29 protein-coding genes are annotated in these 24,830 nt (G+C 75.4%); 14 read left to right on the top strand and 15 right to left on the bottom strand.

Features of this window, described 5'->3' with window-relative positions; genetic code table 11:
* Window positions 1-40: 40 nt before the first annotated feature.
* Window positions 41-433, bottom strand: a complete 393-nt coding sequence (locus tag C5N14_RS09615) for an ankyrin repeat domain-containing protein (protein WP_117667608.1) — start codon at window positions 431-433, stop codon at window positions 41-43.
* A gap of 252 nt (window positions 434-685) precedes the next feature.
* Between C5N14_RS09615 and C5N14_RS09610 the strand changes: the two genes are divergently transcribed.
* The 7 genes from C5N14_RS09610 to C5N14_RS09580 all read left to right on the top strand — a co-directional run bounded on the left by C5N14_RS09610 (window position 686) and on the right by C5N14_RS09580 (window position 5,582).
* Window positions 686-1,147 carry a cysteine dioxygenase family protein gene (locus C5N14_RS09610; RefSeq protein ID WP_117667606.1) on the top strand — a complete coding sequence of 154 codons (462 nt, stop codon included), beginning with the start codon at window positions 686-688 and terminating at the stop codon, window positions 1,145-1,147.
* A 58-nt stretch (window positions 1,148-1,205) separates the two neighbouring features.
* The gene (locus tag C5N14_RS09605; protein ID WP_117667604.1) at window positions 1,206-1,697 is read left to right on the top strand and encodes a rhodanese-like domain-containing protein; all 492 of its coding nucleotides are present in this window, start codon (window positions 1,206-1,208) and stop codon (window positions 1,695-1,697) included.
* Window positions 1,698-1,749: 52 nt separating this feature from the next.
* Window positions 1,750-2,436: a winged helix-turn-helix domain-containing protein gene (locus tag C5N14_RS09600; RefSeq protein WP_117667602.1), complete on the top strand. Its 687-nt coding sequence runs from the start codon at window positions 1,750-1,752 to the stop codon at window positions 2,434-2,436.
* Between the two features lie 332 nt (window positions 2,437-2,768).
* A complete protein-coding gene (locus tag C5N14_RS09595; protein ID WP_117667600.1) occupies window positions 2,769-3,374 on the top strand; it encodes a winged helix-turn-helix domain-containing protein in 606 nt (201 codons plus the stop codon).
* Window positions 3,375-3,419: 45 nt separating this feature from the next.
* Window positions 3,420-4,058 (top strand): uridine kinase, encoded by a 639-nt coding sequence (locus tag C5N14_RS09590; protein ID WP_117667598.1) that lies wholly within the window; start codon window positions 3,420-3,422, stop codon window positions 4,056-4,058.
* 205 nt (window positions 4,059-4,263) lie between these two features.
* On the top strand, window positions 4,264-4,662 hold the full coding sequence (locus tag C5N14_RS09585) for a TraR/DksA C4-type zinc finger protein (RefSeq protein ID WP_117667596.1): 399 nt from the start codon (window positions 4,264-4,266) through the stop codon (window positions 4,660-4,662).
* 50 nt (window positions 4,663-4,712) lie between these two features.
* A complete protein-coding gene (locus tag C5N14_RS09580) occupies window positions 4,713-5,582 on the top strand; it encodes a DUF72 domain-containing protein (RefSeq protein WP_117667594.1) in 870 nt (289 codons plus the stop codon).
* A 12-nt stretch (window positions 5,583-5,594) separates the two neighbouring features.
* On the opposite strand, the gene C5N14_RS09575 is transcribed toward C5N14_RS09580, so the two are convergent.
* The gene (locus C5N14_RS09575; protein ID WP_117667592.1) at window positions 5,595-5,849 is read right to left on the bottom strand and encodes a hypothetical protein; all 255 of its coding nucleotides are present in this window, start codon (window positions 5,847-5,849) and stop codon (window positions 5,595-5,597) included.
* Between the two features lie 143 nt (window positions 5,850-5,992).
* Here C5N14_RS09575 and C5N14_RS09570 point away from each other — a divergent pair, with 143 nt between their 5' ends.
* Complete coding sequence (locus C5N14_RS09570; RefSeq protein WP_128763543.1) at window positions 5,993-6,574, top strand: hypothetical protein; 582 nt, start codon at window positions 5,993-5,995, stop codon at window positions 6,572-6,574.
* 10 nt (window positions 6,575-6,584) lie between these two features.
* Here the strand turns inward: C5N14_RS09570 and C5N14_RS09565 are convergent, their stop codons facing one another.
* The 4 genes from C5N14_RS09565 to C5N14_RS09550 are packed head-to-tail and all read right to left on the bottom strand — an operon-like array spanning window position 6,585 to window position 10,038.
* A complete protein-coding gene (locus C5N14_RS09565) occupies window positions 6,585-7,295 on the bottom strand; it encodes an ABC transporter permease subunit (RefSeq protein WP_117667588.1) in 711 nt (236 codons plus the stop codon).
* Window positions 7,296-7,299: 4 nt separating this feature from the next.
* Entirely contained in the window at window positions 7,300-8,259 is a 960-nt protein-coding gene (locus C5N14_RS09560) for an ABC transporter ATP-binding protein (protein WP_117667586.1), read from the bottom strand.
* On the bottom strand, window positions 8,256-9,131 hold the full coding sequence (locus C5N14_RS09555; protein ID WP_117667584.1) for an ABC transporter permease: 876 nt from the start codon (window positions 9,129-9,131) through the stop codon (window positions 8,256-8,258). The genes C5N14_RS09560 and C5N14_RS09555 overlap by 4 nt, the downstream gene beginning before the upstream one ends.
* Window positions 9,124-10,038 carry an ABC transporter ATP-binding protein gene (locus C5N14_RS09550; RefSeq protein ID WP_117667582.1) on the bottom strand — a complete coding sequence of 305 codons (915 nt, stop codon included), beginning with the start codon at window positions 10,036-10,038 and terminating at the stop codon, window positions 9,124-9,126. Before C5N14_RS09550 ends, C5N14_RS09555 begins: the two co-directional genes overlap by 8 nt.
* 488 nt (window positions 10,039-10,526) lie before the next feature.
* On the opposite strand from C5N14_RS09550, the gene C5N14_RS09540 reads away from it, so the two are divergent.
* Window positions 10,527-10,955 (top strand): DUF2267 domain-containing protein, encoded by a 429-nt coding sequence (locus C5N14_RS09540; protein WP_117667579.1) that lies wholly within the window; start codon window positions 10,527-10,529, stop codon window positions 10,953-10,955.
* Here the strand turns inward: C5N14_RS09540 and C5N14_RS09535 are convergent.
* Entirely contained in the window at window positions 10,912-12,309 is a 1,398-nt protein-coding gene (locus C5N14_RS09535) for an MFS transporter (RefSeq protein ID WP_117667577.1), read from the bottom strand. The genes C5N14_RS09540 and C5N14_RS09535 overlap by 44 nt on opposite strands.
* A gap of 236 nt (window positions 12,310-12,545) precedes the next feature.
* Between C5N14_RS09535 and C5N14_RS09530 the strand changes: the two genes are divergently transcribed.
* Both C5N14_RS09530 and C5N14_RS09525 read left to right on the top strand, forming a co-directional pair.
* Window positions 12,546-12,848, top strand: coding sequence for a hypothetical protein (locus C5N14_RS09530; protein WP_117667575.1), 303 nt, complete (start codon window positions 12,546-12,548; stop codon window positions 12,846-12,848).
* 9 nt (window positions 12,849-12,857) lie between these two features.
* Entirely contained in the window at window positions 12,858-14,135 is a 1,278-nt protein-coding gene (locus tag C5N14_RS09525; RefSeq protein ID WP_117667573.1) for a cupin domain-containing protein, read from the top strand.
* Window positions 14,136-14,164: 29 nt separating this feature from the next.
* Here C5N14_RS09525 and C5N14_RS09520 read toward each other — a convergent pair whose 3' ends face one another.
* The 5 genes from C5N14_RS09520 to C5N14_RS09500 form a co-directional block, all read right to left on the bottom strand.
* The gene (locus C5N14_RS09520; RefSeq protein ID WP_117667572.1) at window positions 14,165-14,830 is read right to left on the bottom strand and encodes a hypothetical protein; all 666 of its coding nucleotides are present in this window, start codon (window positions 14,828-14,830) and stop codon (window positions 14,165-14,167) included.
* Window positions 14,827-17,511 (bottom strand): FtsK/SpoIIIE domain-containing protein, encoded by a 2,685-nt coding sequence (locus tag C5N14_RS09515; RefSeq protein ID WP_117667570.1) that lies wholly within the window; start codon window positions 17,509-17,511, stop codon window positions 14,827-14,829. The genes C5N14_RS09520 and C5N14_RS09515 overlap by 4 nt, the downstream gene beginning before the upstream one ends.
* Window positions 17,504-18,541 (bottom strand): hypothetical protein, encoded by a 1,038-nt coding sequence (locus tag C5N14_RS09510; RefSeq protein WP_243639356.1) that lies wholly within the window; start codon window positions 18,539-18,541, stop codon window positions 17,504-17,506. The genes C5N14_RS09515 and C5N14_RS09510 overlap by 8 nt, the downstream gene beginning before the upstream one ends.
* Before the next feature lie 8 nt (window positions 18,542-18,549).
* Entirely contained in the window at window positions 18,550-18,810 is a 261-nt protein-coding gene (locus C5N14_RS09505) for a hypothetical protein (RefSeq protein WP_074473389.1), read from the bottom strand.
* 209 nt (window positions 18,811-19,019) lie between these two features.
* Window positions 19,020-19,403: a hypothetical protein gene (locus C5N14_RS09500; RefSeq protein WP_117667568.1), complete on the bottom strand. Its 384-nt coding sequence runs from the start codon at window positions 19,401-19,403 to the stop codon at window positions 19,020-19,022.
* Between the two features lie 113 nt (window positions 19,404-19,516).
* Between C5N14_RS09500 and C5N14_RS09495 the strand changes: the two genes are divergently transcribed.
* From C5N14_RS09495 to C5N14_RS09485, 3 genes are read left to right on the top strand one after another with little or no spacing between them, the layout of a single operon-like run.
* Complete coding sequence (locus tag C5N14_RS09495; protein WP_117667566.1) at window positions 19,517-22,072, top strand: ATP-dependent Clp protease ATP-binding subunit; 2,556 nt, start codon at window positions 19,517-19,519, stop codon at window positions 22,070-22,072.
* A gap of 17 nt (window positions 22,073-22,089) precedes the next feature.
* Window positions 22,090-22,263, top strand: coding sequence for a hypothetical protein (locus C5N14_RS32055; RefSeq protein ID WP_165878062.1), 174 nt, complete (start codon window positions 22,090-22,092; stop codon window positions 22,261-22,263).
* A complete protein-coding gene (locus tag C5N14_RS09485; RefSeq protein WP_117667562.1) occupies window positions 22,263-22,613 on the top strand; it encodes a DUF3140 domain-containing protein in 351 nt (116 codons plus the stop codon). Before C5N14_RS32055 ends, C5N14_RS09485 begins: the two co-directional genes overlap by 1 nt.
* 130 nt (window positions 22,614-22,743) lie before the next feature.
* On the opposite strand, the gene C5N14_RS09480 is transcribed toward C5N14_RS09485, so the two are convergent.
* The 3 genes from C5N14_RS09480 to C5N14_RS09470 all read right to left on the bottom strand — a co-directional run bounded on the left by C5N14_RS09480 (window position 22,744) and on the right by C5N14_RS09470 (window position 24,751).
* Window positions 22,744-22,980 carry a hypothetical protein gene (locus tag C5N14_RS09480; protein ID WP_117667560.1) on the bottom strand — a complete coding sequence of 79 codons (237 nt, stop codon included), beginning with the start codon at window positions 22,978-22,980 and terminating at the stop codon, window positions 22,744-22,746.
* A gap of 19 nt (window positions 22,981-22,999) precedes the next feature.
* Window positions 23,000-24,013: a LysR family transcriptional regulator gene (locus C5N14_RS09475; protein ID WP_117667558.1), complete on the bottom strand. Its 1,014-nt coding sequence runs from the start codon at window positions 24,011-24,013 to the stop codon at window positions 23,000-23,002.
* A 90-nt stretch (window positions 24,014-24,103) separates the two neighbouring features.
* Complete coding sequence (locus tag C5N14_RS09470) at window positions 24,104-24,751, bottom strand: hemerythrin domain-containing protein (RefSeq protein WP_117667557.1); 648 nt, start codon at window positions 24,749-24,751, stop codon at window positions 24,104-24,106.
* Window positions 24,752-24,830: the final 79 nt, after the last annotated feature.

The following is a 24,830-nucleotide window of genomic DNA, read 5'->3' as shown; positions in this document are numbered from 1 at the left end:
TCCACCGCCCCTGTATACCCCGGCCCGCTGCCGCCCGGGATCAGCGGGCGGTGAGCAGGTTGAGCATCTCCGGCAGGTCGAAGAAGCGTGCGGTGTCCAGCGCGGACGGGCCGCCGTGCTCGGGGTCGGCGCCGGCGGCCAGCAGCGCGCGGACCGTGTCGGGGTTCTTCCGGAACACCGCGGCGGCCAGCGCGGTCTGGCCCCGGTCGTTGACTCGGGCGTGGTCGGCGCCGCCGGCCAGCAGGGCGGCGACGGTTTCGGGGTGGTCGTGGTACGCGGCCAGGATCAGCAGCGTGTCGCCCTTGTCGTTGGTCATGTTGACCGGCAGCCCGGCGTCGACGGTCCCGCTCAGCTCCTCGGTGGCCCCACCGCGGGCGAGGTCGAACATGCGGTGGGCGAAGGCGAGGGTCTCCGCGTCCAGGTCGTCGCTCATCCGTCCAGGTTAGTCGGCGGGGGCGGCGGGCGGCCTGCTGGCCTGCCGAGCCGGTACCGCGCTGCTGGTGCCGGTCGGGGGCGGCCGGTTCCGGGTGGAGCCCGCCGGTCCGCCACTGACCGCCGCCGCGCGGACCTCGGCGGACCCGACGGGAAACCGGGTGTCCCAGCATGTGGTATTACCTACTAATCCTATAGGGTTTGCATTCTATGCTGTCGGGGCACGCGTCACCGATTCCCGTGAGGTCCCACCATGGTCACCAGCCGTCGTTCCGAGCCCGACCTGCTCGCCGTCGCCGCCCGGTACGCCGCCGACCCGGCCGGCTGGCCGGTCCCGCTGCGCTTCGACCCCGACGAGCGGTGGTACGCCCGGCTCGCCGTCGCCGCCGACCACGAGGTGTGGGCGCTGAGCTGGCTGCCCGGCCAGGGCACCGACCTGCACGACCACGGCGGCTCCTGCGGGGCGTTCCTGGTCGTCGAGGGCGTCCTCACCGAGGAGACGGTCGGTGGCGGCCGGCTGCGCCAGCACCGCCTCGCGGCCGGGTCCGGCCGCCGGTTCGGTGTCCGGCACGTGCACACGGTGACCAACCGCGACGACCGCCCGGCGGTCAGCGTGCACGTCTACCGGCCCGCGCTGACCCGGATGACCCGCTACCGGCTCGTCGACGGGCGGCTGCGGGTGGCGGAGGTCGCCGAGGCCGGCATCGCCTGGTGAGACCCTGAACGACTCCGACCGGGCGGACGACCGCCCGCCGTCCCTGGAAGGACCGAGAATGACGCACCACCACGCCCAGGACTGTCCCGCCCCCGTGCCGCCGCCGGGCTCCCGGGGCATCGACGACATCCTCGCCGAGGCCCGGTCCCGACTGCGCCGGCTCGACCCGGAGCAGGCCCACGTGGCGTACCGCGGGGGCGCGCTGCTGGTCGACATCCGGCCGGCCGCGCAGCGCGCCGCGCACGGCACCGTGCCCGGCTCCCTCGCGATCGAGCGCAACGTGCTGGAGTGGCGCTTCGACCCCCGCTGTCCGGCGCGGCTGCCCCAGGCCGTCGGCTACGACCTGCCGGTGGTGGTCCTCTGCCAGGAGGGCTACACCTCCTCGCTCGCCGCCGCCGCGCTCCAGGACATCGGGCTGCACCGCGCCACCGACGTGGTCGGCGGCTTCGCCGCCTGGCGGATCGCCGGTCTGCCCACCCTCGGCCCCACGCCCCCGCTCCGTTCCCCGTCCGTCGCGTCGCCGGTGACCGCCGGCCGAGCGCACCCCTGACCGCCGCGCCCCACCGGGCGCGGCGGACGGCACCGCCATCCCAGGAGGCACCATGTCCGTCGTCGCCATCTCCCCGCGTCCCCATCCGTCGGGGCGGGCCGACCGGGCCCCGCAGGGCCGTCCCGACCGCGCCCCGACGGGGCGCACCGACCGCCTTCCGCCGACCCACCTCCGGTCCACACCGACGCTGACCGTCACCGTCGAGCTGACCCCCGGGCAGTTGACACCCCGGCTCGCCCGGCTCGTCGAGCTGCTGCGCGAACTGGCCGAGTCGGGGGAGGGCACCCTGCTGGCCTGCCCGCCGGAGCACCGTAGGGCGGTGGCGGAGTCGTGGGCCCCGGCGGGGCGTGGCCACCCGGCGGAGGCCGGGCCGGCGCCCGCCGGCGGCCCCACCGCGGCGCGCCCCTTCGCCGTCCCCCCGCCGCCGGAGAACCCGGACGAGGTGCGCATCCTGGCCGCGTCCCGGGTGGTGCGGCAGGGCTCGCGGGTGATCCCGCTGACCCGCATCGAGTTCGACCTGCTGCACTTCCTGGCCGCGCACCCCCGCCGGGTCTTCACCCGCCTCCAGTTGCTCAGCAGCGTCTGGGGCTACGAGCACGCCGTGGCGCGCACCGTCGACGTGCACGTGCGCCGGCTGCGGGCCAAGCTCGGCGACGTCACGCCCCTGGTCACCACCGTCTACGGCGTCGGCTACCGGCTCGCCGACGAGGCCCGGGTCAGCGTCGACCCGCACCGCTGAGCCGGTCCGCCGCCCCGGTGGGCGCACGCGGCGTGCCCCGGCACGGGGTGCGCCGCGTCCGCGTGTCGGACGGCGGCGAGGTCCTGCCGGGCGTTCCCGCCGCCGAAGCCGCAGGGCAGACCCGGCGGGTACCCCCCGTATCCGGTCATGATGACGACTCTGCTGTAATCATCAAACCTCGTACTCAGAGCGAGCGTCCGGCTCCGATGTGTTCGCCAATTGTCACATTCATGCAACGTAGCTGCCCCTTGACCCTCACCCGGGCGCCGGGAAGCATCGATGCAGCGGCGTCCCGGGCCGTGGGGAGATACCCGGACCAGCCAAGGAGGACCATGTCGGTCAGCCCCGCCTCGTCGCGCGCCGGATGGCATACGTCCCAGCCCGCGGTCCCTGGTCGTCCCCCCGGTGGGCAGCGCCGCCCCGCGCACACCGCCGCGCCCGTGCTCACCGTGACCCTCAACATTCCGCTGGCCGCCGAGGAGTCGCTGACCCCGGCGGCCCGCCGCCTGCTCGACGCGGCCCGGGAGATGCTCGAACGGGGTGAGGCGGTCGTGTCCACCGGTCCCGCGCCGGAGCGCCGGCCCGACCAGGTGCCCGGCGGGCGGTCGCCGTCCCGCCCGCTGGCCTCGATCATCCCGGCGCTGCACATCCTGGCGTCGTCCCGGTCGGTGCTGCGCGACGGCGAGCCGCTGCCCCTGACCCGGCTGGAGTTCGACCTCCTGCTGCACCTGGTCGCCCACCCGCGCCGCGTGTTCACCCGGCTGCAACTGCTCAACGCCGTCTGGGGCTACGAGCATGCCGGGGTGCGTACCGTCGATGTGCACGTGCGCCGGCTGCGCGGCAAGGTCGGGGTCGACGTGCCGCTGGTCACCACCGTCTACGGCGTCGGGTACCGGCTCGCCGACGACGCCCGGGTCACCATCGACCGCAGCGCCTGACCCGCCCGCCCGGCCGCGCGCCACGCGACCGGGCACGATGGTCGGATGCGGGTACGACCCATCTCCCCCGAGCGCCTCGTCACCGAACTGACCGACCGGCTCGTCGCCGTCGAGGCGCCCGGCCGGCTCCGGGTCGCCGTGGACGGGGCCCCGGCGGCGGCCCCCGCCGCGTTGGCCGCCGCGCTGATCGACCCGCTACGCGCGCTCGGCCGGTCGGTGCTGCACGTGCGGGCCGAGGACTTCCTGCGGCCGGCGTCCGTCCGGCTGGAGTTCGGCCGGACCAACCCCGACGCGTACTACGAGGGCTGGGTCGACGAGCCCGGACTGCGCCGGGAGGTCCTCGACCCGGCCGGACCGGGCGGTTCCGGGCGGCTGCTGCCCACCCTCTGGGACGCCCACGCCGACCGGGCCAGCCGGGCCGGGTACGTCACGCTGCCGCCCGACGGGATCGTGTTGCTCAGCGGCGCGCTGCTGCTCGGCGGCGGGTTGCCCGTCGACCTCGCCGTGCACCTGGAACTCTCCCCGGCCGCCCTGGCCCGGCGCACCGAACCCGCGCTGCGCTGGACCCTGCCGGCCTTCGCCCGGTACGCCGAGGAGGTCGCCCCCGCCGGCTTCGCCGACGTGGTGGTCCGCGTCGACGACCCCCGTCACCCCGCCCTGGTGGAGCCCGCCCCGCCCGGCTGACGGCCGACCCGGGACCCGGGGGCCGCACACCGGCCGGCCCGGCCGGGGACAGGTACCCCCGGGGTCGGAGAAATCGCCGGTTTGCCGCGTCCGCCGACGGGGTAATCGCCCGGCTCACAGAGCGCGGGTGATCTCGCCCGCGCACGCACGCAAGCGGGGTCCGGGACACCCCCGGAGCACCAGGCCACACGAAAGGCAGGCAGCGATGCTCGTCCACGACACGGTAGCCACCGGCCGATCGCAGTCGGAAGCCGACCAGATCCGGGCGTCCCTGCGGGCGCGCTACGACGAGCTCTCCGCGGAGTACGAGCAGGCGGTGTTGCAGAGCCAGGTGCTGCGGCTGGTGGAGGTCGGCGACACCGCCGGCGACGACCAGGCCGACAGCGGCACCAAGACCGCCGAGCGGGACACCGCCCAGTCCCTGCTGCGCACCATCCTCGACCGCCGGGCCCAGTTCGAGCACGCGCTGAGCCGGCTCGACGAGGGCACGTACGGCTTCTGCGAGGGCTGCGCGGCGCCGATCCCGATGGAGCGGCTGGAGATCTTTCCGTCCGCCACCTCCTGCGTGGCGTGCAAGCAGAGCCGGGAGCGGCGGGCCGCCTGAGCGCGCCGCCTCCGGAAGCCGGTCGGATGTGGACGCGGTGAACCCCACCCGTGGGTAAGATCAAGGTGGGCACCGCGTCCTGGACCGACCGGACCCTGCTCGACTCCGGCTGGTACCCCCAGGCGGCGGACACCCCGCAGCGGCGGCTGTCGTACTACGCGCGGCAGTTCCCACTGGTCGAGGTGGACGCCACCTACTACTCGCCGCCGGCCGAGCGCACCGCCCGGCTGTGGGCCGAACGGACCCCGGCCGGCTTCACCTTCAACGTCAAGGCGTTCAGCCTGCTGACCGGCCACCCGACCCGGGTCTCCGCGCTCTACAAGGACCTGCGGCCGGACACCGACAAGTGCAACGTCTACCCCGACGACCTGCCCGGGCAGGCGTACGAGGAGGTCTGGACCCGGTTCCTGTCCGCGCTCGACCCGCTGGTCGAGGCGGGTCGGCTGGGCGCGCTGCTGTTCCAGTTCCCGCCCTGGTTCACCATCAAGCGGGACAACAAGCAGTACCTGCTGGAGGTGGCCCGCCGGTGCGCGCCGCTGCGACCCGTGTTCGAGTTCCGGCACGCGTCCTGGTTCGACGGGGCCAACCGGGAGGAGACCCTCGGCTTCCTGCGCGAGCACGCCATGGCGTACGTCTGCGTGGACATGCCGCAGGGGCACCGCTCGTCGGTACCGCCGGTGCTGGAGGCGACCGCCGACCTGGCGGTGGTCCGCTTCCACGGCCACAGTGACAAGTGGGCGAGCAAGGACATCCACGAGAAGTTCGGGTACGACTACTCCGACCGGGAGCTGAAGGACTGGGCCCCGAAGCTGCGCAAGCTTGCCGACCAGGCGGGCGAGACGCACGTGCTCATGAACAACTGCTACCGCGACAACGCCCAGCGCAACGGCCAGCGCCTCCAGTCCCTGCTGAACGCCTGACGGTGGGCTGCGTCAGTCCGCCTCGACGCCACCGGCGCGGAGGATCTGCCTGATCCGCTCGCGGGTGTAACCGGTGGCCCGGACGATGTCCACCTGACGCGTGCCGCTGCGGGCGGCTTCGACAATGGCCTCCGCCAGCCGGGACCGTGCGGTGGCGATTTCGTCCTTGGCCTCGGCCACGATGCGGTCCGCCTCAGCCTGCGCACCGGTCAGCGCTGCCCGCGCCTCTTCGTAGGCGCGGACCGCCGCCGTGAGATCGTCCGCCACGACGCAATCGTCCCACGATGGATCTTGGCCAAATTCGACCGCCGTAAAATAGGCCAAGCAAGTCTTGAGTTATTTGGCCAAATTGGGGAGGATGATTCCGCGGTGGCCTTGACGTCTGGCCACCCGTCCTCGGGAGGTCGTCCGTGATTGTTTTGCCGCTGTTACCCGGATGCGGGGAGCCGGCCACCGTCCGGATCGAGGTGTACGGGGGAGACAGCCTCGACGCCGCCGCGTACGCCTGCGCCGAGCACGTGACCGCGTTCGTCGCGACGATCGGGGCCGCCGGGTGGTCCGCCCATCCGGTGCCACGCGTGCCCGAACCGGGCCGACCCTGCGGGTACGTCTACCGGTACCCGACCGGAGGGTTGGCCGACCCGCCCGGCGACGCCCATCCCCGCTGGTGCGACCGGGACGGTTGCACCGCCCGGCGACGGCACCGCTCGGCGCGCCTCCCGCTGACCCCGCGGTCGCCCGAGTCGCCCGTCGGTCCGTTCGCCGGACAGGCCCGCGCCGACGTGGCGTTGGCACAGGCGCTCGTGTCCGGCGCGGAGCCGATGCTCGTGCTCGCCGTGGGTGGGGCCGAGCCCGGTGAGCTGATGCTCACCCTCAACCAGGGGCTGGTGCTGTCGTACCGGATTCGCCGCCTGCTCGGCCTCACCACCGCGACCCCCGCCCGCCGCCCCCACCCCGGCTCTCGCCCGCGCAACCGCCGCGGCTGCCCCTGACCGGGCGAGGTCAGCTCGTCTCGCCGGCCACGCTGAACGAGCGCAGCCGGTCGATCGCCAGCACGGTGAAGCCCACGCTGATCAGCGCGCTCATCACCGCCGCCACCGGAACCGAGACGTCGCCCTGCAACAGCCCTGTGGGGGCGAGCCGGTCGGCGAGGGCGATCACGTACTGCTGGATGGAGAGCACCTTCGTGCCGCTGACGACGCTGCCGAGCAGCCCCTCCCAGATCAGCACGTAGACCAGGCCGAGCAGCACCGGCCGGCGGGTGAGCAGACTGAGCGCCAGGAACAGCGCCGAGTACGCCAGCGCACCGACCGCCGACGCTGCGGCGAGCGACAGGCCGAGACGTACGGAGTCGGCCAGCACGCCCGCCACGAAGAGCGGCACGGCGACGGTGACCGCGGTGACGCCGGAGGCCACCGCCAGCTTGGGCAGCACGATCTGCCAGCGCGGCAGCGGCTTGGTCAGGATGTGCACGATGGTGCCGTCGTCGATCTCGGCGCCCAGCACGCCGGTGCCGACGATCAGGGCGACGACCGGGAGCACCACGGCCAGGCCGAGACCGACCAGCACCGGCGGGCCCCAGTCGCCCGGGTCCACCCCAAGCGACCGGGAGAGCGCCGCCAGCAGCACCAGCACCACGGGCAGCGGCAGCAGCAGGAGGAACCGGCGACGCCCCAACAGCCCGCGCAGGGTAATCCAGGAAACGGTAGACATGGGTTCAGGCCTCCACCAGGTAGGAGAAGACGCTCTCCAGGGACTCGTCCTGGGGCACCAGTTGTCGCACCCGGATGCCCTCCCTCAGAGCGATCTTCGGCAGGACGCGGGTGAACGCGCCGTAGTCGCCGGCGCGCACGGTCAACCCGGCGCGGTCCAGCTCGACACCCGTCACCGACGCCTCGGCCATCAGCGCCACGGCGAGCGCCCGGTCGTCGGTGGACTGCACGGTGAAGACGTGCGGCCGATTGGTCATCAGCCGGCGGATGGTGCGGAAGTCACCGGAGGCGGCCAGCCGGCCGGCGACCATCACCTGGACGGTGCCGGAAACCTGCTCGACCTCCTCCAGGATGTGTGAGCTGAACAGGATGGTGCGGCCGGCGTCGCCGAGGCGGTGCAGCAGCTCCATCATGTGCAGCCGCTGACGCGGGTCCATCCCGTTGAACGGCTCGTCGAGCAGCAGCACCTGCGGCTCGTGCACCAGCGCGGCGGCCACCCGGGCACGTTGCCGCATGCCCTTCGAATACGTGCCGATCCGGCGGTCCTGCGCGCCCGCCATCTCCACCTGGGCGATCGCCCGGCGGGCCGCCGCCGCCGGGTCCGGCAGCCGGTGCAGCTTCGCGCTGGCCAGCACGAACTCGTACGCGGTGAGGAAGGTGTGTACCGCCTCCCGCTCGCTGACCAGGCCGAGCTGGCGGTAGACCTCGGGGTTGCGCCAGGTGGGCCGGCCGTCCAGGGTCACCACCCCGCGCGACGGGGCCAGGAAGCCCGCCATCATGTGCAGCAGGGTGGTCTTGCCGGCGCCGTTCGGGCCGAGCAACCCGGTGACCCCGGGGCCGAGGCTCATACTGACGTCGTTGACCGCCACCACGTTGCCGTACCAGCGGGAGACGCCCGCGAGATCGAGGGTGCTGGTGACGGCGGTCGGTGTCCCCGCCGCCTGGTCGGCGCTGATCGTGGTCATCGCGCGGCCACCTTCCGGTATCGCAGCAGCAGCAGGGCGACGCAACCGGCCACGAGCAGCACGGCGGCGACCGCGTAGACGGGACCGAAGCCGCCGATCGGAACCGGGGCCTGGGGCCCCAGCAGGTCGCCGAGCGCCCACTCGCCCACGCCGCCCACCAGCGTCGACGGCGAGGCGAGGAAGGCCAGCTCGTTGACCGCCCGGGAGGGCATGATCGACAGGACGCCGACGATCGGCGTGGTCATCAGGAACACGGCCACGACGCCGCCGGCCGCGAACGCCCGCTTGCCGGTGGACGAGGCGACCAGCAGCCCGACCGAGGCGAAGACCGCCGCCCACAGCCCGGCGTAGAGCAGGCCCGGAAGCAGGTCGAGCAGCTCGTTCCAGACCCCGCGCATGCCTGCGCCGCTGGTGAAGGCGGCACCCAGGAACATCACGAGCTGCGGCCCGCCGAGCAGCAACCACAGCGCGGTCGCCAGCGCCAGCAGCTTGGCCAGCGGGTAGTCCGAGCGGGGCAGGGGCCGGGAGAAGTAGAGCGGCAGCACCCCGCTGCGCAAATCGCGGGAGACCAGCTCGGGCGCGACCACCGCGACGAAGAAGATGACCAGCCAGCTCATGTTGTCGGCGAACTGGGCGTACGTCATCACCACCTCGCCGATCTGGCTGCGCACCGCGGCAGCGGCGGCGGCGACCAGCGTGACGATGCCGACCACCAGCCAGGGGAAGATCTTGGCCTTCGCGCTGCGGCCCAGCCCGAACGCCGTCCGCAGGCCGTGCAGGTAGAGCGCGCCGAAAATGGCCCGGCGGCCCAGCCGGGGGCCGGTGTAACGCTGGTAGCCGATGTCGTGGATGACGCCGGTCGGCTCAGGCATGGCTGGGCTCCCTCGTGGCGAAGAGTTCGGCCACCCGGTGCCGGCGCTGGTCCAGCCGGTGCAGCGGCAGGTCCAGCTCGGCGACCGCGCCGAGGATCAGGTCGTAGGTGGCGTCGTCGACGAGCTCGACGAGCAGTAGCCGGCCGTCCCGGCGGACCGGCAGGTCGAGCACGGTCAGCCGCGCGGCCAACTCCTCCGTGCCCTCGCTGACCTCGACGGCGAGCACGTCGGTGGCGGAGGTCATGGCGGAGATGTGGTCGGCGCGCAGCAGCCGCCCGCCGTCGATGGCGACGAGGGTGTCGCAGATCCGTTCCACCTCGCCCAGCAGGTGCGAACAGACCAGCACGGAGATGCCGAACTCGGTGCCGATGCGGTGCACCAGCGCCAGCATGGCGTCCCGTCCGGCCGGGTCGAGGCCGTTGGTCGGCTCGTCGAGCAGCAGCAGGTCGGGGTCGTGCACGAGGGCCTGGGCGAGCTTGACCCGCTGCTTCATGCCCGTGGAGTAGCCGCCGACCGGGCGGTAGCGCTCCTCGTAGAGCCCGACGTGCCGCAGCGCCTCGGAGGCCCGCTCCCGGGCGACCGTACGCGGCAGGCCGCTGACCCGGCCGAGGTGGGTGACCAGCTCCGCGGCGGAGAGGTCCGGTGGCAGGGCGTCGTGCTCGGGCATGTAGCCGACCCGGGCGCGGACCTGGGCGGAGTCGGTGGTCGGGTCGAGGCCGAGCACCCGGGCCCGGCCGCTGGTCGGGGCGAGGAGGCCGAGCAGAATCTTGATCAGGGTCGACTTACCGGCGCCGTTCGCGCCGACCAGCCCGATGATCCCCGGCTCGACCGCGACGGTCAGGTCGGCCAACGCCGTGACCCCACCCCCGTACGTCTTGGTCAGCGACTCGGTCGCGATGAGTGTCACGTCGTACAGCGTAGGGAGCGGGGGTCACCCATGGGTGGCGACCCGCCCCCGGCAGGTCCCTGATCTTCCTGGCCGGGTTCCCCTAAGGTCCCGGGGCCGCGCCGGCCGTTGTCCACACCCGGATCGGCGCGCAGTTCGCAGACTGGGGCTCGATGCCGAGAGAACGTCCGCGGGGAAGTCACCCGGAGAGGGTGAGGCGGGGTCATCCTCGCCGGGCGCAGCATGGGCGTGTCCGTGTCCGTGTCCGGAGGGCGGGAGACGGGCGCGACGGCGCACACAGGTACGAAAGGTGCGGAGCATGACGGTTCGGGACACGGTGGATCGGCGGCGTGGCGGCGTGCTGCACGTGGTCGGGTCACCCGGTGGCCCCCGCCCCGTTGGGGCGTGGCCGGGCCGGGTGGGCCTCACCTCGCAGCGGCGGGGCCCGTCCGGGCCGCCGCGCCGCGACGACGACCGACGGTGGCATGACGACCTACGGGGGTGGGCAGATGGCTGAGCAGTTGATCTCCGCGTTCGAGAGTTCCCTGGACAAGACGAACCTGATCCTCAAGGACATCGAGGCGGCGTACGGCTGGCCGAAGGCGCAGCGCAACCAGTCGTACGCGGCGCTGCGCACAGTGCTGCACCTGCTGCGCGACCGGCTGCCGGTGCAGGAGAGCGCGGAGTTCGCCGCGCAGCTCCCGGTGCTGGTGCGGGGCATCTACTTCGACGGCTGGCGACCGGAGGACGTGCCGATCAAGCTGAACCGGGACGACTTCCTCTACGAGGTCCGCCAGGGCTTCCCGTACGACGTGGAGGGCGGCCCGGAACGGGTCGTCCAGGTGGTGCTGGACACCCTGCGCCGGCACGTGACCCAGGGGGAGTGGGAGGACGTCAAGTCCGCCATGCCCCGGGACCTGGGCCAGATGATTCCCTGACCGTCCGCGCCGGCCGGCCGACCCCTGGGTCGGCCGGCCCCGTCGTGCCTTGCGTGGATGTTCCCCGCTGCGAGGGTGCGTGGCGGTGGTGTCGGCCGGTTCGCTGGGGGTGCGTGCCGGGGTCGAGGCCGTGCAGCACCACGAGGGCGGCGAGCGGGAACAGCGCGGTGACGGCGAACCCCGGCCCGAAGCCCAGCGCCGCGACGGCCAGCCCGAACAGCGGTGGGGTCGCCGTGGCGGCCACGTTCTGCACCACGGTCTGGGTGCTCGTCGCCCGACCCGCCCAGCTCGGCGGTGCGGCGTCCGCGACGGCCGCGTACGCGACGCCGTGCCAACTCACGGTGGCCACCAGGGCGGCCAGCAGCAGCGGTGCGGCGGCGGGAGCCCGCAGGGACTCGGCGACCGCCAGGGCACCCAGCGCGGCGGCCGTGCCGACGGCGATGATCCGCAGCGGGCGGAGCCGGCTGGCGGACCGGTCGGACCAGCGGCCGGCGAGCACCCGGGCCGCCGCCGCGGCGAGCTGCGCCCCCGCGATCAACGGCCCGGCGGTACGCGCCGACCAGCCGCGCTCGGTGACGAGGAAGTCCAGGGCGAACGCGCCCACGACGAACTGCGCCACGACCAGCAGGGCGCTCGCGCCGTGCACCCGCCACAGCGTCGGCGACCGGTAGGGCGACGCCCGCACCGACCTGCCGCCACCCGGTCCACCCCCCGTCCCCGGCGACGCGGAGCCGGCGGCGGGCGGGGCGACCCGCGTGGTGGGGACGGCCGCCGATCGCCTGGCAGGGGTGCGGCCGGGGGCGTCGACCAGCAGCAGCGCGCCCAGGATCCCGGCCAGCGCGGAGACGCCGGCGGCGGTCAGCAGGGCCAGCCGGGGGCCGCCGGCCTGCGCCAGCACCGGCAGGAACGCCGACGCCGCCGCGACGCCGAGCGGCTGGGACGTCTGCCGGATGCCCATCGCCAGGCCGCGTTCGCCCGGCGGGAACCAGCCGGTCACCACCCGGCCGCTCGCGGCGTACACGGCTGATCCGGCCGCGCCGGCGAGGGTCAGCAGCACGAACAGCGCCGGCCCACCGGTGACGGCCGCGCCGGCCAGGAACGCCGCCCCGAGGGTCAGCCCCAGCCCGATGACGAGGCGCTCGCCCCGGCGGTCGGCCAGGCTGCCCCAGCCGATGAGGGCGAGCACCATGCCGAGGCTCGGGCAGGCGACCAGCAGGCCCAACTCCCACAGGTGCAGGCCGGTGGTCCGGCGCAGCGCGGGCAGCAGGAACGGCAGCCCGTACAGGTAGAGGGTGCCGGCGGTCTGCGCGGTGGTGCCGATGCCCAGCATGACCCACCGCCGGGAGACGGTCATGATCCCGAGGCTAGGTCGCGTCCCGCGATAAGAGACAACCTTCCTGGTATGTGGGAGAACGGTCGGGGCGTGGCGAGGGCGGGTGGCGGCCGGGTCGTCGCCCGTGCGAACCGGGCGAACCGGCCGTGTCGACGGGGCCCGGCGTCTACGGTGTGGTTAGAGAAGATCGCGCAGGGGTACCGGCTGTACGACGGACCCCGTCGCGCGGCGGGGCGGCACTTCCGAGGGAGCACCGAATGGCACTCAACGACGACGACATCCAGACGAGCGGCGGCGGCCTGGAGGGCCCGGCCGACGGCGGTGCCACCCCGGGGCAGCACGACGGTGGCGCGGACGGTGGCGCCGAGGGCCCGGCCGACGGTGGCGCGACCCCGGGGCAGCACGACGGTGGCGCGGACGGTGGCGCCGAGGGCCCGGCCGACGGCGGCGCCACCCCGGGGCAGCGGGACGGCGGCGCGGACGGTGGGGCGGAGGGGCCGGCCGACGGCGGCGCGACCCCGGGCAACCGGGACGGTGGCGCCGACGGCCGCGCGGCCTGACGGACCGTCGTGACGATCATCGACCCGCCGGGCGGCCACCGCCGCCCGGCGGTGTCGTCCGCCGCCGCCCGGGCGTTCGCCCGCTGCGCCGCCGTCGAGCCGGGCAAGTTCGCCGCCGCCCACTGGGGGCGCGCGCCGCTGCTCTCCCGCGCCGCCGAGCTGCCCAACCCCGACGGCTTCACCGACCTACTCAGCCCCGCCGACGCCGACGAGCTGCTCAGCCGGCGCGGCCTGCGTACCCCGTTCCTGCGGATCGCCAAGGACGGTCAGCTCGTGCCGGCGGCGCGCTACACCGGCGGCGGCGGCGCGGGCGCCGAGATCGGCGACCAGGTCCTCGACGAGCGGGTGCTGGAGCTGTACGCCTCCGGCGCCACCCTGGTGCTCCAGGGGCTGCACCGCACCTGGCCCGCCCTGGTCGACCTCGCCCGCGACCTCGGCGCCGCCCTCGCCCAGCCGTTGCAGGTCAACGCCTACCTGACCCCGGCCGGCAGCCAGGGCTTCGCCACCCACTACGACACCCATGACGTCTTCGTCCTCCAGGTCGACGGGCGCAAGCGCTGGCGGATTCACCCCCCGGTGCTGCCCGACCCGCTGGAGCGCCAGCCCTGGGGCGGCCGGGCCGACGAGGTCTCCGCCACCGCCGAGGGGCCCGCCGCGCTCGACGTGGTGCTCGAACCGGGCGACGCGCTCTACCTGCCACGCGGCTGGCTGCACAGTGCCCAGGCCCAGGAGTCCAGCTCCCTGCACCTGACCGTCGGCATCCGGGCGCTGACCCGGTACGCCATCGTCGAGGAACTGCTCGCCCTCGCCGCCACCGACGCCCGGCTGCGTGCCGGCCTGCCGTTCGGCACCGACGTGGCCGACCCGGACGCGATCGAGCCGGAGCTGACCGAGACCGTCGAGGCGCTGCGGGACTGGCTGCTGCGCGCCGACCCGGCCGCCGTCGCCGCGCGGCTGCGCGACCGGGCCTGGCCGGCGGCCCGGCCCGCGCCGATCCGGCCCCTGGCCCAGGCCGCCGCGCTGGCCGCCCTCGACACCGACACCCGGCTCGCCGTCCGCCCGGGGCTGCGCTGGCAGCTCGAACCGGCCGGGGACGACACGGTCGCGCTGCGGCTGTTCGACCGTACGCTCACCCTGCCCGACACCTGCGCGCCGGCGCTGCGCGCGTTGCTCACCGGCGCGGTGGACCGGGTCGGTGACCTGCCCGGCCTCGACGACGACGCCGACCGGGTGGTCCTCGCCCGACGCCTCCTGCGGGAGGCGGTGGCCATCCCCGCCGACCGGTAGGGGAAAGGCCACCTGCCCGGTGGTCCCGTTCAGCGGGTGAGCACCAGCAGCACGCCGGTGGTGACCAGGCCCGCCACCAGGACGACGGTGACCGGCCGGGGCGACAGGACCGCGTGCCGGCGGTCGGCGAGCCGCTTGGCCAGGGCCAGCCCGACCAGCGGGCCGAGCAGCGTCACCACCAGCGCCAACACCGGCAGCCCCACCGCCAGGTCGCCGCCGTTGCGGGCGCCGAGCGCGCGGGCGCCCGCGCCGAGGGCGAACATCAGCGCCGCCCCCAGCACGCCGCACAGCGCCAGCAGCGGGTTCGCCGACGCGGGCAGCTCACCGGGCTGCCGGGTCCGGTCCAGCAGGCCGCGCACCCCGTGCAGCAGCAGCAGCGGGTCGCCCGAGGCGTCCCGGGCCGGGCCGGGCGGGTCCCCGACCCGGCGGGCGCCGGAACCCAGCCTGGCCCGTAGCTGCTGCCACAGGTGGGCGGCCTCGGCGTCCACCCGCTCCACCAGCTCGCGCGCGGCGACCGCCTCCTGCTCGGCGTACCGGAGCTGCTCGGTGGCCTCGGCGACGGCCCGCTCGGCGGCGGCGCACTGCTGTTCGTGCCAGGTACGGGCCTCGGCGCGCTGGGTGCGCACCCGGTCGGTCAGCTCGGCCAGCCGACGCACCTGCGCCGCGTACGTCTCGCTGGTCACCGGTTCGTTCATGCCGACGGTCCGTAGGGGATGATGACCTGGCCGGTGCGGTGCGCCGCCCGGTCGAAGAAGAGCCCCCGCCACGGCCGGGGGTACCAGTCCGGCCCCCCGGTGCCCGGGTACAGCGACGAGCCCAGCTCGGCACCCTGCACGTCGAGGGCCACCCAGGCGCCGATCTGGTCGGTGCGGGCGGCCGGCCCGCCGAGGTCCACCCGCATCCGGGCCACGCCGCGCCACCAGGCCAGCACGTGGGTCCGCCGCTCCGGCCCGTCGTGCAGGATCCGGCGTAGCTGCTCCAGCCCGGTCCGCCCGCCGGCCCGCGCGGCCAGCCGGCCGGCCGCCGCGTCGACCGCGTACAGCAGCAGGTAGTGCGGATTGGCCGGGGTGCCCGGCCGGTCCAGGGCCGCGGCCGTCTCGGCCATCAGCTCCGGCACGGTCTCGTCGTCGTACCAGGCGGCGTCGTCGGCGAGGTCGGCGTACAGCTCCCGGGCGGCCGGGTCGGCGTCCGGGTCGAGGCAGGCGATGGAGAACCGGGCCGTGCCGGGACGGTGCTGGCGGGCCAGGGACCGGGCGGCGGCGTCCAGCACCGCGCACGCCTCGTCGACCCGGGTGCCCAGCACCGCCAGGTTGCGCCCGGGCGCCCGGGGCAGCCGCAGCACCGCCGAGCGGGCCTGCACGTCGATGATCTCCCCGAGCAGCGCGACCGGGCTGCGCGGCGGACCGTCGCCCTCGGGCGGGGTCAGCGCCCGGAAGTCCGGGGCGTCGCGCAGCCGGGGGATCGCGTCGCCGTCGAACAACCGGGCCGGCTTCGCGTCCTGCGGGCGCATCCGCCACAGCCGGTGCTGCAACTCGCTCCAGGCGTCCCAGTCACTGGCCGACGGGATGCGGGCCACCTCGTTGCCCTCCGCCAGCCCCGACTCGGCGTTGACCACGGCGTGGTGGCGGGGCAGCGACTGGGCGGCGTCGTTGCGCTCGGCCAGGATGCGCAGCGCCTTGGGCAGCGCGATACGCAGGGTGAACTGGGCGACCAGCGCCGGACGCCCCCACAGCGCCTCGATGCCCCGCACGTCCTGCGAGGCCAACACCAGGTGGATGCCCTGGGAGCGGCCCCGGCGGGCCAGGTCCTCCAGCAGGTCGGCGGCCTCCCGGGCCACCACGTCCCGGCCGGCCAGCAGCGCCTGGAACTCGTCGACCACGGCGACGATCCGGGGCCAGTGCCCGGTCGGGTCGACCGCCCGCAGCTCGGCGAGCTTGGTCACCTCGTGCTTCTTCGCCGCGTCGGCCCGCCGGCGCAGCTCCTCGGCGAGGAAGCGCAGCAGGGCCAGCCCGAACTCCCGGTCGGTGTTGACGTTGATCCCGACCAGCCGCATGTGCGGCAGCCAGCTCGGGTCCCGCCGGCCCTGGGCGAACCGGGCGAAGGACACCCCCTCCTTGAAGTCGAGCAGGTAGAACTCCAGCTCGGCGGGGGAGTACCGGGACGCCAGCGCGCCGATCCAGGCGAAGATCAGATTGGTCTTGCCGGTGCCCGAGGGGCCGCCGATCAGCGCGTGCGGCGGGTAGTCGCCGAGGTTGAGCAGCACCGGTCGGCCGTGCGGCCCCTCGCCGATCGGCGCGGTCAGCCCGGTGGACGAGTCCTCCCGCCACATCTGCTCGGGCGGCGGCAGCAGGTCGGTGAACGGGGCCGGCGGGGGACCGGCGTTGACCCGGGCGGCGACCTCCCGGCAGGTCTCGGTGACCAGCGTGGCCGGGGGCGGCGGGTCCAGGGTCACCGGCAGGCCGGGCGGCCCGCCGACCCGGGCGCCGTCCGGGCCCACCACGACCCGGGTGACCGTGGGGTCGGCGGGCACCGGCACGCCCCGCACCACCAGGTGCACCCCGCACGCCGCGCCGGTGCGGACCACCCGGTCGAGCTGGCCGCGCTCGTGCCGGGACAGCTCGTCGCCGCCGAGCAGCACCGCCACCCGCCACGGCTCCGGGCGGCGGCCGGTCGCGGCGGCCAGCTCGCGCACCGAGCGGTACTCGCCGGCCAGCACCGTCTCGTTGATCCGGCGGATCTGCTCCACCAGGTCGTCCAGCAGCCGGCCCAGCCCGCCGGGCCCGACGAAGGTGAGCAGCCCGGCGGTGCCCAGCGGGGCGAACCCGGCCAGCCCGCCGCCGAGGTGCTCCGGGTCGTACCCGAACAGCCGCACCGCGCCCGGGTCGGCCCGGCCCAGGCTGCGCAGCAGCAGCGCCGGCACCACGGCGGCCCCGCCGTCGGCCTCGGCCCCGGTCAGGTGCACGTGCCCGGCGTCGAGCAGCGGCACCAGCGCCGGCACCGGCTCCGCGCCGGGGATGCGGACGGCGCCGATCCGGACCGCGCCGGGCGGCTCGCCGCGCCCGGCCGGCGTGGCGGTCCACCGCGCCCAGTCGGCGGAGGCCGCGCCAGGGGCCTCCCGGTGGGCGGCGTCGACGGCCCGGCCGGCCAGCTCGGCGATCCGGGCGGCGTGCCGGGCGTCGATCTCGGCCAGCCGCCGGTCCCGCTGCGCCCCCACCCGTGCCGGCACCGCCGCGGCGGCGTGCTCGACCCGGGCCAGCCGGTCCCGGGCGGCGGCGAGTTCGGCATCGGCGGCGGCGAGCCGGCCCCGGGTGGCGCCCAGCGCCTCGGAGAGCATGCCGCGCACCCGGGTCACCAGCTGGGTGCGCCGGTCAGCCATCGGAGTCCCGGCGGGCGGCGCTCCCGGCGGGCGGCGCGGGCGGGCGGGCCCGGGCGGCCCGGTCCCGGGCGGCGCGCTCCTGCGCGGCGCGCTCCCGTGTCGCCTGGTCCCAGGCGTCCCGCTCGGTCTCGCGGCGCTTCTCCCGGGCGGGCTCGCCGGCCGGGTCAGGTTCGCGGTCGTCGCGGGGCAGATCCCTGCCGAGGCGGGCCAGCAGCACGGCGGTCGCCACGCCGGCGGTGACCGCCGGGTCGGCGGCGTGCGGCTGTTCCTCGCCGCTGCCGCGCTGCGGCGGGGGCATCCGGCAGATCCTGGTCAACAGCGTCTCCAACGCCGGCGGGGGCAGCCCGGGGAGCAGGTCGCGGACCCGGCCCTCCAGCTCCCGGCGCAGCCGGGTCAGGTCGTCGGCGCGGGGCGGATGGCCGAGCAGCTCGCCGGCCAGCTCGCGCAGCAGCGGCGGGGCGATCGCGGCCAGGCCGAGGCCGACGTCGGCGTGCACGCCGCGCAGCTCCCGGTGCAGCCGCTCCCGGTCGCCGGAACGGACCCCGTCGACCACCCGGCGCAGCAACTCACGGGAGTCGCCGACCTTCTCGTCCGGCGCGTCCGGCGCGCCCTCCCGGCCGCCGGTCAGCTCCGCCACCCGCACCGCCCACCAGCGGCGCAGCACCGGGTTGTCGTCCTGGGCGGGCGGCGGCTGCTCCCCGGCGGCGGGCGGCGCGCCGCGCGGCGCGTCGTGCACCTGCCGGTCGCCGGCCGGGCGGGCCGCGGGGGCGCCGTCGGGGGCCAGCCCGATCGCCGCCAGGTACGCCGACAACTGCTCCTGCGCCACCCGCAGCGCGTGCCCGGCCGACTCGGCGTGCTCGGTGGCGGCGGACAGCTCGGGCACCCCCATCGGGTTGGCCGACTCCTGCCGTACCCAGCGCAGCCGCTCGGTGGCCTGGCCGAACTTCTCCAGCGCCAGGGCGAGCTGCGCGATCGGGAGCTCCTCGGCGGCGGCCCGCACCTGCGCCCCGACGTCCTCGATGATGGACACGCCCGCCCCTACAGGGTCGAGACGTAGAGCTGCGCCTGCTCCACCGCGACGAGGGTCGCCGCGAGGCACTCCTCCAGCTCCTGGCTGGCCTGCGTCAGCGAGGCCTGCGCCGCCTCGACGGTCTCGTGCCCGCTGCCCTCCAGGGCCCCGGCCAGGGTCTGCTGCGCCTCGGCGAGCTTCTCGCCGGCCGCCTGCACGGCGCTCTGCCCGTCACCGATCTGTTGGAGGGCGACATCGATGGCTGCCTTCAGCTCGGCGACGCTCGCCACGTAGACCTCCTGGGGGCGGGGAGATCTCCATTACAACCCATCCCCGACAGGGAGAGAACATCCGCCCTGTCGGTGTTGCCGTATGCCTGTCCGCTCACCGTCCTGACGTGCGGGAAGTCCGCCCGGCGGCGCGGCGGTGGTCCCGTCCGTGGGTCGTTCGGTCCCGTCAATCGGACTGGCGGCGGGGCTGCCGCCGCAGTCGCGGCCCGCTAGGACCCGCCGCGCAGCCAGCGCGGGCCCCGCACCTCCGCCCCGAGGACGCCCACCCGGCCGCGCAGCTCCCGGTCGGCGGTGACCACCAGCCGTCGGCGGTTCGCGGTGGCGCCGACCAGCTCCACGATGGCGTCGTCGCCGGAGCCCGGCGCGGCCACCACCCGGACCCCGGGCACCGCCGGCACCCCCCGCGCCGCGCCCTCCACCACCAGCACCACCTCGGCGGGCCCGGGCAGCAGCGGCGGCAGCCCGCCGTCGGCCACCGGGGCCAGGGCGTCGCGCAGCCGGGCCGCGGCCCCGGCCCGGTCCCGCCACCAGCCGTCGGGGCGGGACCCCACGACGTTGGCGGCGTCCACGATCAGCAGCGGCCTCGCATCCATGGGTCCAGCCTGCCATCCGGGGGCGTTTGTCGCGCCGGTCGCCGGGTAGCCACCGCCGTCCGTGCCGGCGGAGACTGCACCGGCGAGCGTGCCCGACCGCGGGAGGCAAAGACATGATGGGACCCGGCGACTTCGGCTCCGACCCGTGGGACGAGTTCCTGGCCCGGTACTTCGGCCGGGGCGAGGGGGGACGCCGGCCGGCGCACCGGGTCGACATCACCCGGCTGATGACCGCCGACGCGCGGGAGATGCTCGCCGACGCGGCCCGCCGGGCGGCCCAGCGGCACAGCAACGACCTGGACACCGACCACCTGCTCTGGGCGGCGTTGCAGCGGGAGCCGCTGCGCGACCTGGTCCGGCGGGCCGGCGCCGACCCCGACGCCCTGGTCAACGCCCTGGGCGGGCGTGGCGACGGCGCACCCCGGGGCGAGGTGCCGCCGAACCTGTCGCTGACCCCGGCAGCCAAGCGGGCGCTGCTCGACGCCCACCAGCTCTCCCGCGCGATGGGCGCCAACTACATCGGCCCCGAGCACATCCTGATGGCGTTGCCGCTGAACCCGGAGTCGCCGGCCGGCCGGATGCTCGCCGCCGGCCGGATCCAGCCCGAGTCGCTCCAGGCGGCCAGCGCCGAGCGTGGCCCGATGACCGGTCCGAGACCCGACCGGGGCACCCCGACCCTCGACCAGTACGGCCAGGACCTCACCGAGCTGGCCCGCAACGACCAGATCGACCCGGTGATCGGGCGCTCCGACGAGATCGAACAGGCGGTGGAGATCCTTTCCCGGCGGACCAAGAACAACCCGGTGCTGATCGGCGAGGCGGGCGTCGGCAAGACCGCGATCGTGGAGGGGCTGGCCGAGCGGATCTGCGACGGCGACGTGCCGCAGACCCTGCTCGGCAAGCGGGTGGTGCAGCTCGACCTCGCCGGGCTGGTGGCCGGCACCCGATACCGCGGCGACTTCGAGGAGCGGCTGAAGAAGGTCATCGACGAGATCCGCGCCCACCGCGACGAGTTGATCATCTTCCTGGACGAGATCCACACCCTGGTCGGCGCCGGCGGGGCGGGCAGCGAGGGCGGCATGGACGCGTCCAACATGCTCAAGCCGGCGCTGGCCCGCGGCGAGCTGCGGGTGATCGGCGCGACCACGCTGGACGAGCACCGGCGCAGCATCGAGAAGGACGCCGCGCTGGCCCGCCGGTTCCAGCCCGTGCTGGTGCCCGAGCCCACCGTGGAGGACACCGTGGCCATCCTGCGCGGCCTGCGGGACCGCTACGAGGCCCACCACCAGGTCCGGTTCACCGACGAGGCGCTGGTCGCCGCCGCCGAGCTGTCCGACCGGTACGTCACCGACCGGTACCTGCCGGACAAGGCGATCGACCTGATCGACCAGGCCGGCGCCCGGGTCCGGCTGCGCACCCGGACCCCCGCCTCCGACGTGCGGGAGCTGGAGCAGCGGCTCGACGAGGTACGCCGGGACAAGGAGCAGGCGGTCGCCGACGAGCAGTACGAGCGGGCCTCCGCCCTGCGCGACCAGCTCGCCGACCTGGAGGCGCAGATCGGCCGGGCCAAGGGCGACGACGGCAGCGGCTCCCAGGTGCCGGCCGTCGGTCCGGAGGAGATCGCCGAGGTGGTCTCCCGGGCCACCGGCATCCCGATCGCCCAGCTCACCGAGGAGGAGCGGGACCGGCTGCTGCGGCTGGAGGGGCACCTGCACGAGAAGGTGGTCGGCCAGGACGACGCGGTCGGCGCGGTCGCCGAGGCGGTGCGCCGCTCGCGGACCGGGTTGGCCGACCCGAACCGGCCGATGGGCAGCTTCCTGTTCCTCGGCCCCACCGGCGTCGGCAAGACCGAGCTGGCCCGGGCCCTGGCCGAGGCGCTGTTCGGCGAGGCCGACCGGATGGTGCGGCTGGACATGAGCGAGTTCCAGGAGCGGCACACCGTCGCCCGGCTGGTCGGCGCGCCCCCCGGCTACGTCGGGTACGAGGAGGCCGGCCAGCTCACCGAGGCGGTGCGCCGCCGCCCGTACGCGGTGGTGCTGCTCGACGAGATCGAGAAGGCCCACCCCGACGTGTTCAACGTCCTGCTCCAGGTGCTCGACGACGGCCGGCTCACCGACAGCCAGGGCCGGACGGTCAACTTCAAGAACACCGTCCTGATCATGACCAGCAACCTGGGCTCGGAGCTGATCACCGGCAGCCAGCGCGCGGTCGGTTTCGGCGCCGGCGCTGCCGGCGCGGAGGGGGAGAACGAAGAACTGCGCGAGCGGCTGATGCGCCGGCTCCAGGAGAACTTCCGGCCGGAGTTCCTCAACCGGGTCGACGAGGTGATCATCTTCCGCCGGCTGGAGCAGCAGCAGCTACGCCAGATCACCGAGCTGCTGCTGGAGGATACCCGGCGCCGGCTGCACGCCCAGGACATCGGGGTGGACTTCACCGTCGCCGGGATCGACTGGATCGCCGAGCACGGCTACCAGCCGGAGTTCGGCGCCCGCCCGCTGCGGCGGGTGATCCAGCGCGAGGTGGACAACCGGCTGTCGCGGATGCTGCTGGAGCACGCGATCTCGCCGGGACAGCGGGTGACCGTGGACGTCCGCGACGACGCGCTCGCCTTCGAGGTGGCCGCCGGCGACCGGGACTACTCCGCGGCCACCACGTCCCACCCGCGGTGAGCCGGCGGGGTGCGGAGATGACCGAACCCGAGGAGAGCGGCGAGGAGAACCCACCCGACGCGGCCCGGACCGAACCGATCCTGGCCCCGCCGACGGCCAACCCCGCCCGGGTGCGGGTGCCGCCGGAGGGCCTGCATTCCCACACCGGCGAACCGGAACCGTCCGGGCCGCCGCCCGCAGAGGAGGCGTGATGGCACGCGAGGCGCGACTCGATCCCGAGGTCGAGGTGCTCTGGGAGGACTTCCACGCCGAGGTGAACGTCACCTCCGAGCAACTGCGTAGCTGGCTGCTGACCCGAGGCTCCGGCGAGGAGTCGTTCGGGCCGGACCCGGCCCTCGACCTGCCCGAGCCGGGCCGGCAGATCCTCGCCGTGCTGCGCAAGCGCAAGGTCGACCTGACCCCGGAGGACATCGAGGTGATGCGGGACGCCATCGACCGGATCCGGGCGCTGACGGCGGCCCGCCCGAAGGGCGGCAACAGCGACGACGAGTGGCGGCACTCGCTGCTCGACCTCGGCCACGACGTCCTCGTGGAACGCTGACGCCGCCGGCCGGGCCCGCGTCGGCCGCTCACCGACCTCCTGCGGCCCGCCCGCGCCGTTCGCCGGACCGGGCCCGTCGGTCAGCGGTCCCCGCGTGCGGGCCGCACCCGGGGACCGGGGTGGGCGACGGTCACTCCGACTCCATGCTGCCGATCTGCAACCCGGCGACGTCCGCGGCGGCCTGGCGCTCGCCGCGCGCCCGTTCCTCCCGGCTGAGCAGGGTGGCGTACTCGGTGATGTCGGCGGGGTCGGGGACCTGGGGCAGCCGGCGCAGGAACGCCTCCACGTCCCGGGAGGCGGCGGTGTGCGCGGCGGCGGCCTCCCGCAGCGTCTCCCGGTCGTCGGCGGTGGGGTAGAGATCGGTCATGCCGCCCAGTTACCCACCGTCAGGCGGTTCGCACCCCGGAACCCGTCCCGCCGGGCACCGGCCCGGCCGGGGCGGGTCGGCGCACCCCGAACTCCGGGTGCCGCAGCAGCCAGGCCAGGTAGTCCGGGTGCGCGGCGAGCGAGTCGGTGTACGCCGACACCGCCGCGTCCAGCACCTCGCCGGCGAAGCCCACCTCGGACGAGTCCGGGTGCCAGCCCAGCATGAGCCGCCAGCGCAGCGGCGTCCCGGCCAGCCGGCGGGTCACCAGCCCGGGAACGGCACGGAAGGTGGCCTGGCACAGCGCCACCGCCGCGCCGGTCTCCACCAGGTCGATGCAGCCGCGCACGTCGGCCTCGTACATCTTGCTGGGGGTGAAGCCGTCGCGGGCGCAGGCGGCGGCGAAGCAGTCGCCGAAGCAGCCGTCGCCGGGGGCCGCGACCCACTGCTCCCCGCGCAGGTCCACCAGGCGAACCTCGTCCCGCTCGGTTACCGGATGCCCCTCGGGCAGCAGCACCTGCACCGGCTCCATCGCCACCTCCCGCCAGGTCAGCCCGTTCCCGGCCGGCGGCAGCGAGTCGCCGCAGACCCCGACCAGGGCGTAGTCCAGCCGGCCACCGCCGACGAGCTGGGCCAGCTCGTCGGCGGACCAGGAGGCGTACGTGGTGATCTGGGCCTGGGGGTGCTCGGCGGCGAGCCGGTGCACCAGCCGGCCGAGGATCGGGCTGTTCACCCCGCCGAACCGGTACCGGGCGGGCGTCGGGCCGGCGCCGGCCAGCCGGGCCGCCTCGTCCTGTAGGCCCTGCATGGCCGGCAGCAGGACCCGGGCCCGGGACAGCACCAGCTCGCCGAGGGCGGTGGGCCGGGAGCCCCGCCGGTCCCGTTCGAACAGCGGGCCGCCGAGGGCCCGCTCGATGCGTTGGAGCTGGGCGGTGAGCGCCGGCTGGGCCAGGCCGAGCGTGGATGCCGCCTTGGTCACGCTCCCCGTCTCCGCGATGGCGCAGACCACCCGCAGGTGTCGCAGCTCCAGATTCATAGGGTGACGGTATGGCCACCCGGGGATCGACGGAAGGCCCTGGGTGCATCGGAGTTGACCGATATCCGGTCTGGCCCGCCCGGTAATCGGTCAGGCCGGCGGTCGCCGCGCCTCCGGCGCGGCCTCCGACCGGCCCGTCCCCGGCTCCAGATCCGCCGGGTACGTCGGCCTGCGGGTCACCGCGTCGCGGACCTTGTCCACCAGGCCCATCGCCGGTTCGACGATGCGGTTCCACGGCGGCGTCGCCGGGGTGCCCGGGTGCGGCCGGCTCGGCGCCGCCTCCTCGGCGATCTCCCACCGGTTGCCCAGTCGGATCAGCTCCGCGTCGGTGGCCACCTCGCGCAGCGGGGTGACCAGCTCGGTGACCCGGGCGGCGTGCCGGCGCACCCGCTCGGCCACGTCGGCCAGCGCGGGATCGGCCGAACCGGTCAGCGCCTTCAGGGCGGTCAGCAGCGCGCCGGCCGCCGCAAGCTCCCGGTCGACCTGCTCGCCGGCCTGCGGCAGGGCGGCCCGCACGGCGGGGAACAGGTACTGCTCCTCCGCCGACAGGTGCCGGGAGACCGCGGCGGTGAGCACCTGGACCAGGTCGCCGGGCGCCGAATCCGGGTCACCGACGCGGTCGGCCAGGTCCAGCAGCTGCCGGTGCTCCTGGTCGACGATGTCGACCAGGCTGCGTCCGCCGGGCCGGTATCCCTGCTGCTCGGGCACGGGCGGCAACGGGGGCAGGGGGACGGTCATGGTGCCCTCCTCGGTGGCGGGCGCGACCGCCGGCGGGGTGCGGCGGGCACGGCCCGGTGGGCGGTGCGGGACGCGACCG

It is taken from the genome of Micromonospora sp. MW-13 (assembly GCF_003434305.1).
Classification (GTDB): Bacteria; Actinomycetota; Actinomycetes; order Mycobacteriales; family Micromonosporaceae; genus Micromonospora.
Note: the sequence above shows the minus strand (reverse complement) of the source record. Positions and strands in the feature narration are given on the sequence as shown.

Bases quoted from the DNA above. Each gene is read 5' to 3' on its own strand.
- C5N14_RS09615 (WP_117667608.1), bottom strand. From the start codon at position 433: ATGAGCGACGACCTGGACGCGGAGACCCTCGCCTTCGCCCACCGCATG.
- C5N14_RS09610 (WP_117667606.1), top strand. From the start codon at position 686: ATGGTCACCAGCCGTCGTTCCGAGCCCGACCTGCTCGCCGTCGCCGCC.
- C5N14_RS09605 (WP_117667604.1), top strand. From the start codon at position 1,206: ATGACGCACCACCACGCCCAGGACTGTCCCGCCCCCGTGCCGCCGCCG.
- C5N14_RS09600 (WP_117667602.1), top strand. From the start codon at position 1,750: ATGTCCGTCGTCGCCATCTCCCCGCGTCCCCATCCGTCGGGGCGGGCC.
- C5N14_RS09595 (WP_117667600.1), top strand. From the start codon at position 2,769: ATGTCGGTCAGCCCCGCCTCGTCGCGCGCCGGATGGCATACGTCCCAG.
- C5N14_RS09590 (WP_117667598.1), top strand. From the start codon at position 3,420: ATGCGGGTACGACCCATCTCCCCCGAGCGCCTCGTCACCGAACTGACC.
- C5N14_RS09585 (WP_117667596.1), top strand. From the start codon at position 4,264: ATGCTCGTCCACGACACGGTAGCCACCGGCCGATCGCAGTCGGAAGCC.
- C5N14_RS09565 (WP_117667588.1), bottom strand. From the start codon at position 7,295: ATGTCTACCGTTTCCTGGATTACCCTGCGCGGGCTGTTGGGGCGTCGC.
- C5N14_RS09560 (WP_117667586.1), bottom strand. From the start codon at position 8,259: ATGACCACGATCAGCGCCGACCAGGCGGCGGGGACACCGACCGCCGTC.
- C5N14_RS09555 (WP_117667584.1), bottom strand. From the start codon at position 9,131: ATGCCTGAGCCGACCGGCGTCATCCACGACATCGGCTACCAGCGTTAC.
- C5N14_RS09540 (WP_117667579.1), top strand. From the start codon at position 10,527: ATGGCTGAGCAGTTGATCTCCGCGTTCGAGAGTTCCCTGGACAAGACG.
- C5N14_RS09535 (WP_117667577.1), bottom strand. From the start codon at position 12,309: ATGACCGTCTCCCGGCGGTGGGTCATGCTGGGCATCGGCACCACCGCG.
- C5N14_RS09530 (WP_117667575.1), top strand. From the start codon at position 12,546: ATGGCACTCAACGACGACGACATCCAGACGAGCGGCGGCGGCCTGGAG.
- C5N14_RS09520 (WP_117667572.1), bottom strand. From the start codon at position 14,830: ATGAACGAACCGGTGACCAGCGAGACGTACGCGGCGCAGGTGCGTCGG.
- C5N14_RS09515 (WP_117667570.1), bottom strand. From the start codon at position 17,511: ATGGCTGACCGGCGCACCCAGCTGGTGACCCGGGTGCGCGGCATGCTC.
- C5N14_RS09500 (WP_117667568.1), bottom strand. From the start codon at position 19,403: ATGGATGCGAGGCCGCTGCTGATCGTGGACGCCGCCAACGTCGTGGGG.
- C5N14_RS09495 (WP_117667566.1), top strand. From the start codon at position 19,517: ATGATGGGACCCGGCGACTTCGGCTCCGACCCGTGGGACGAGTTCCTG.
- C5N14_RS32055 (WP_165878062.1), top strand. From the start codon at position 22,090: ATGACCGAACCCGAGGAGAGCGGCGAGGAGAACCCACCCGACGCGGCC.
- C5N14_RS09485 (WP_117667562.1), top strand. From the start codon at position 22,263: ATGGCACGCGAGGCGCGACTCGATCCCGAGGTCGAGGTGCTCTGGGAG.
- C5N14_RS09480 (WP_117667560.1), bottom strand. From the start codon at position 22,980: ATGACCGATCTCTACCCCACCGCCGACGACCGGGAGACGCTGCGGGAG.
- C5N14_RS09475 (WP_117667558.1), bottom strand. From the start codon at position 24,013: ATGAATCTGGAGCTGCGACACCTGCGGGTGGTCTGCGCCATCGCGGAG.
- C5N14_RS09470 (WP_117667557.1), bottom strand. From the start codon at position 24,751: ATGACCGTCCCCCTGCCCCCGTTGCCGCCCGTGCCCGAGCAGCAGGGA.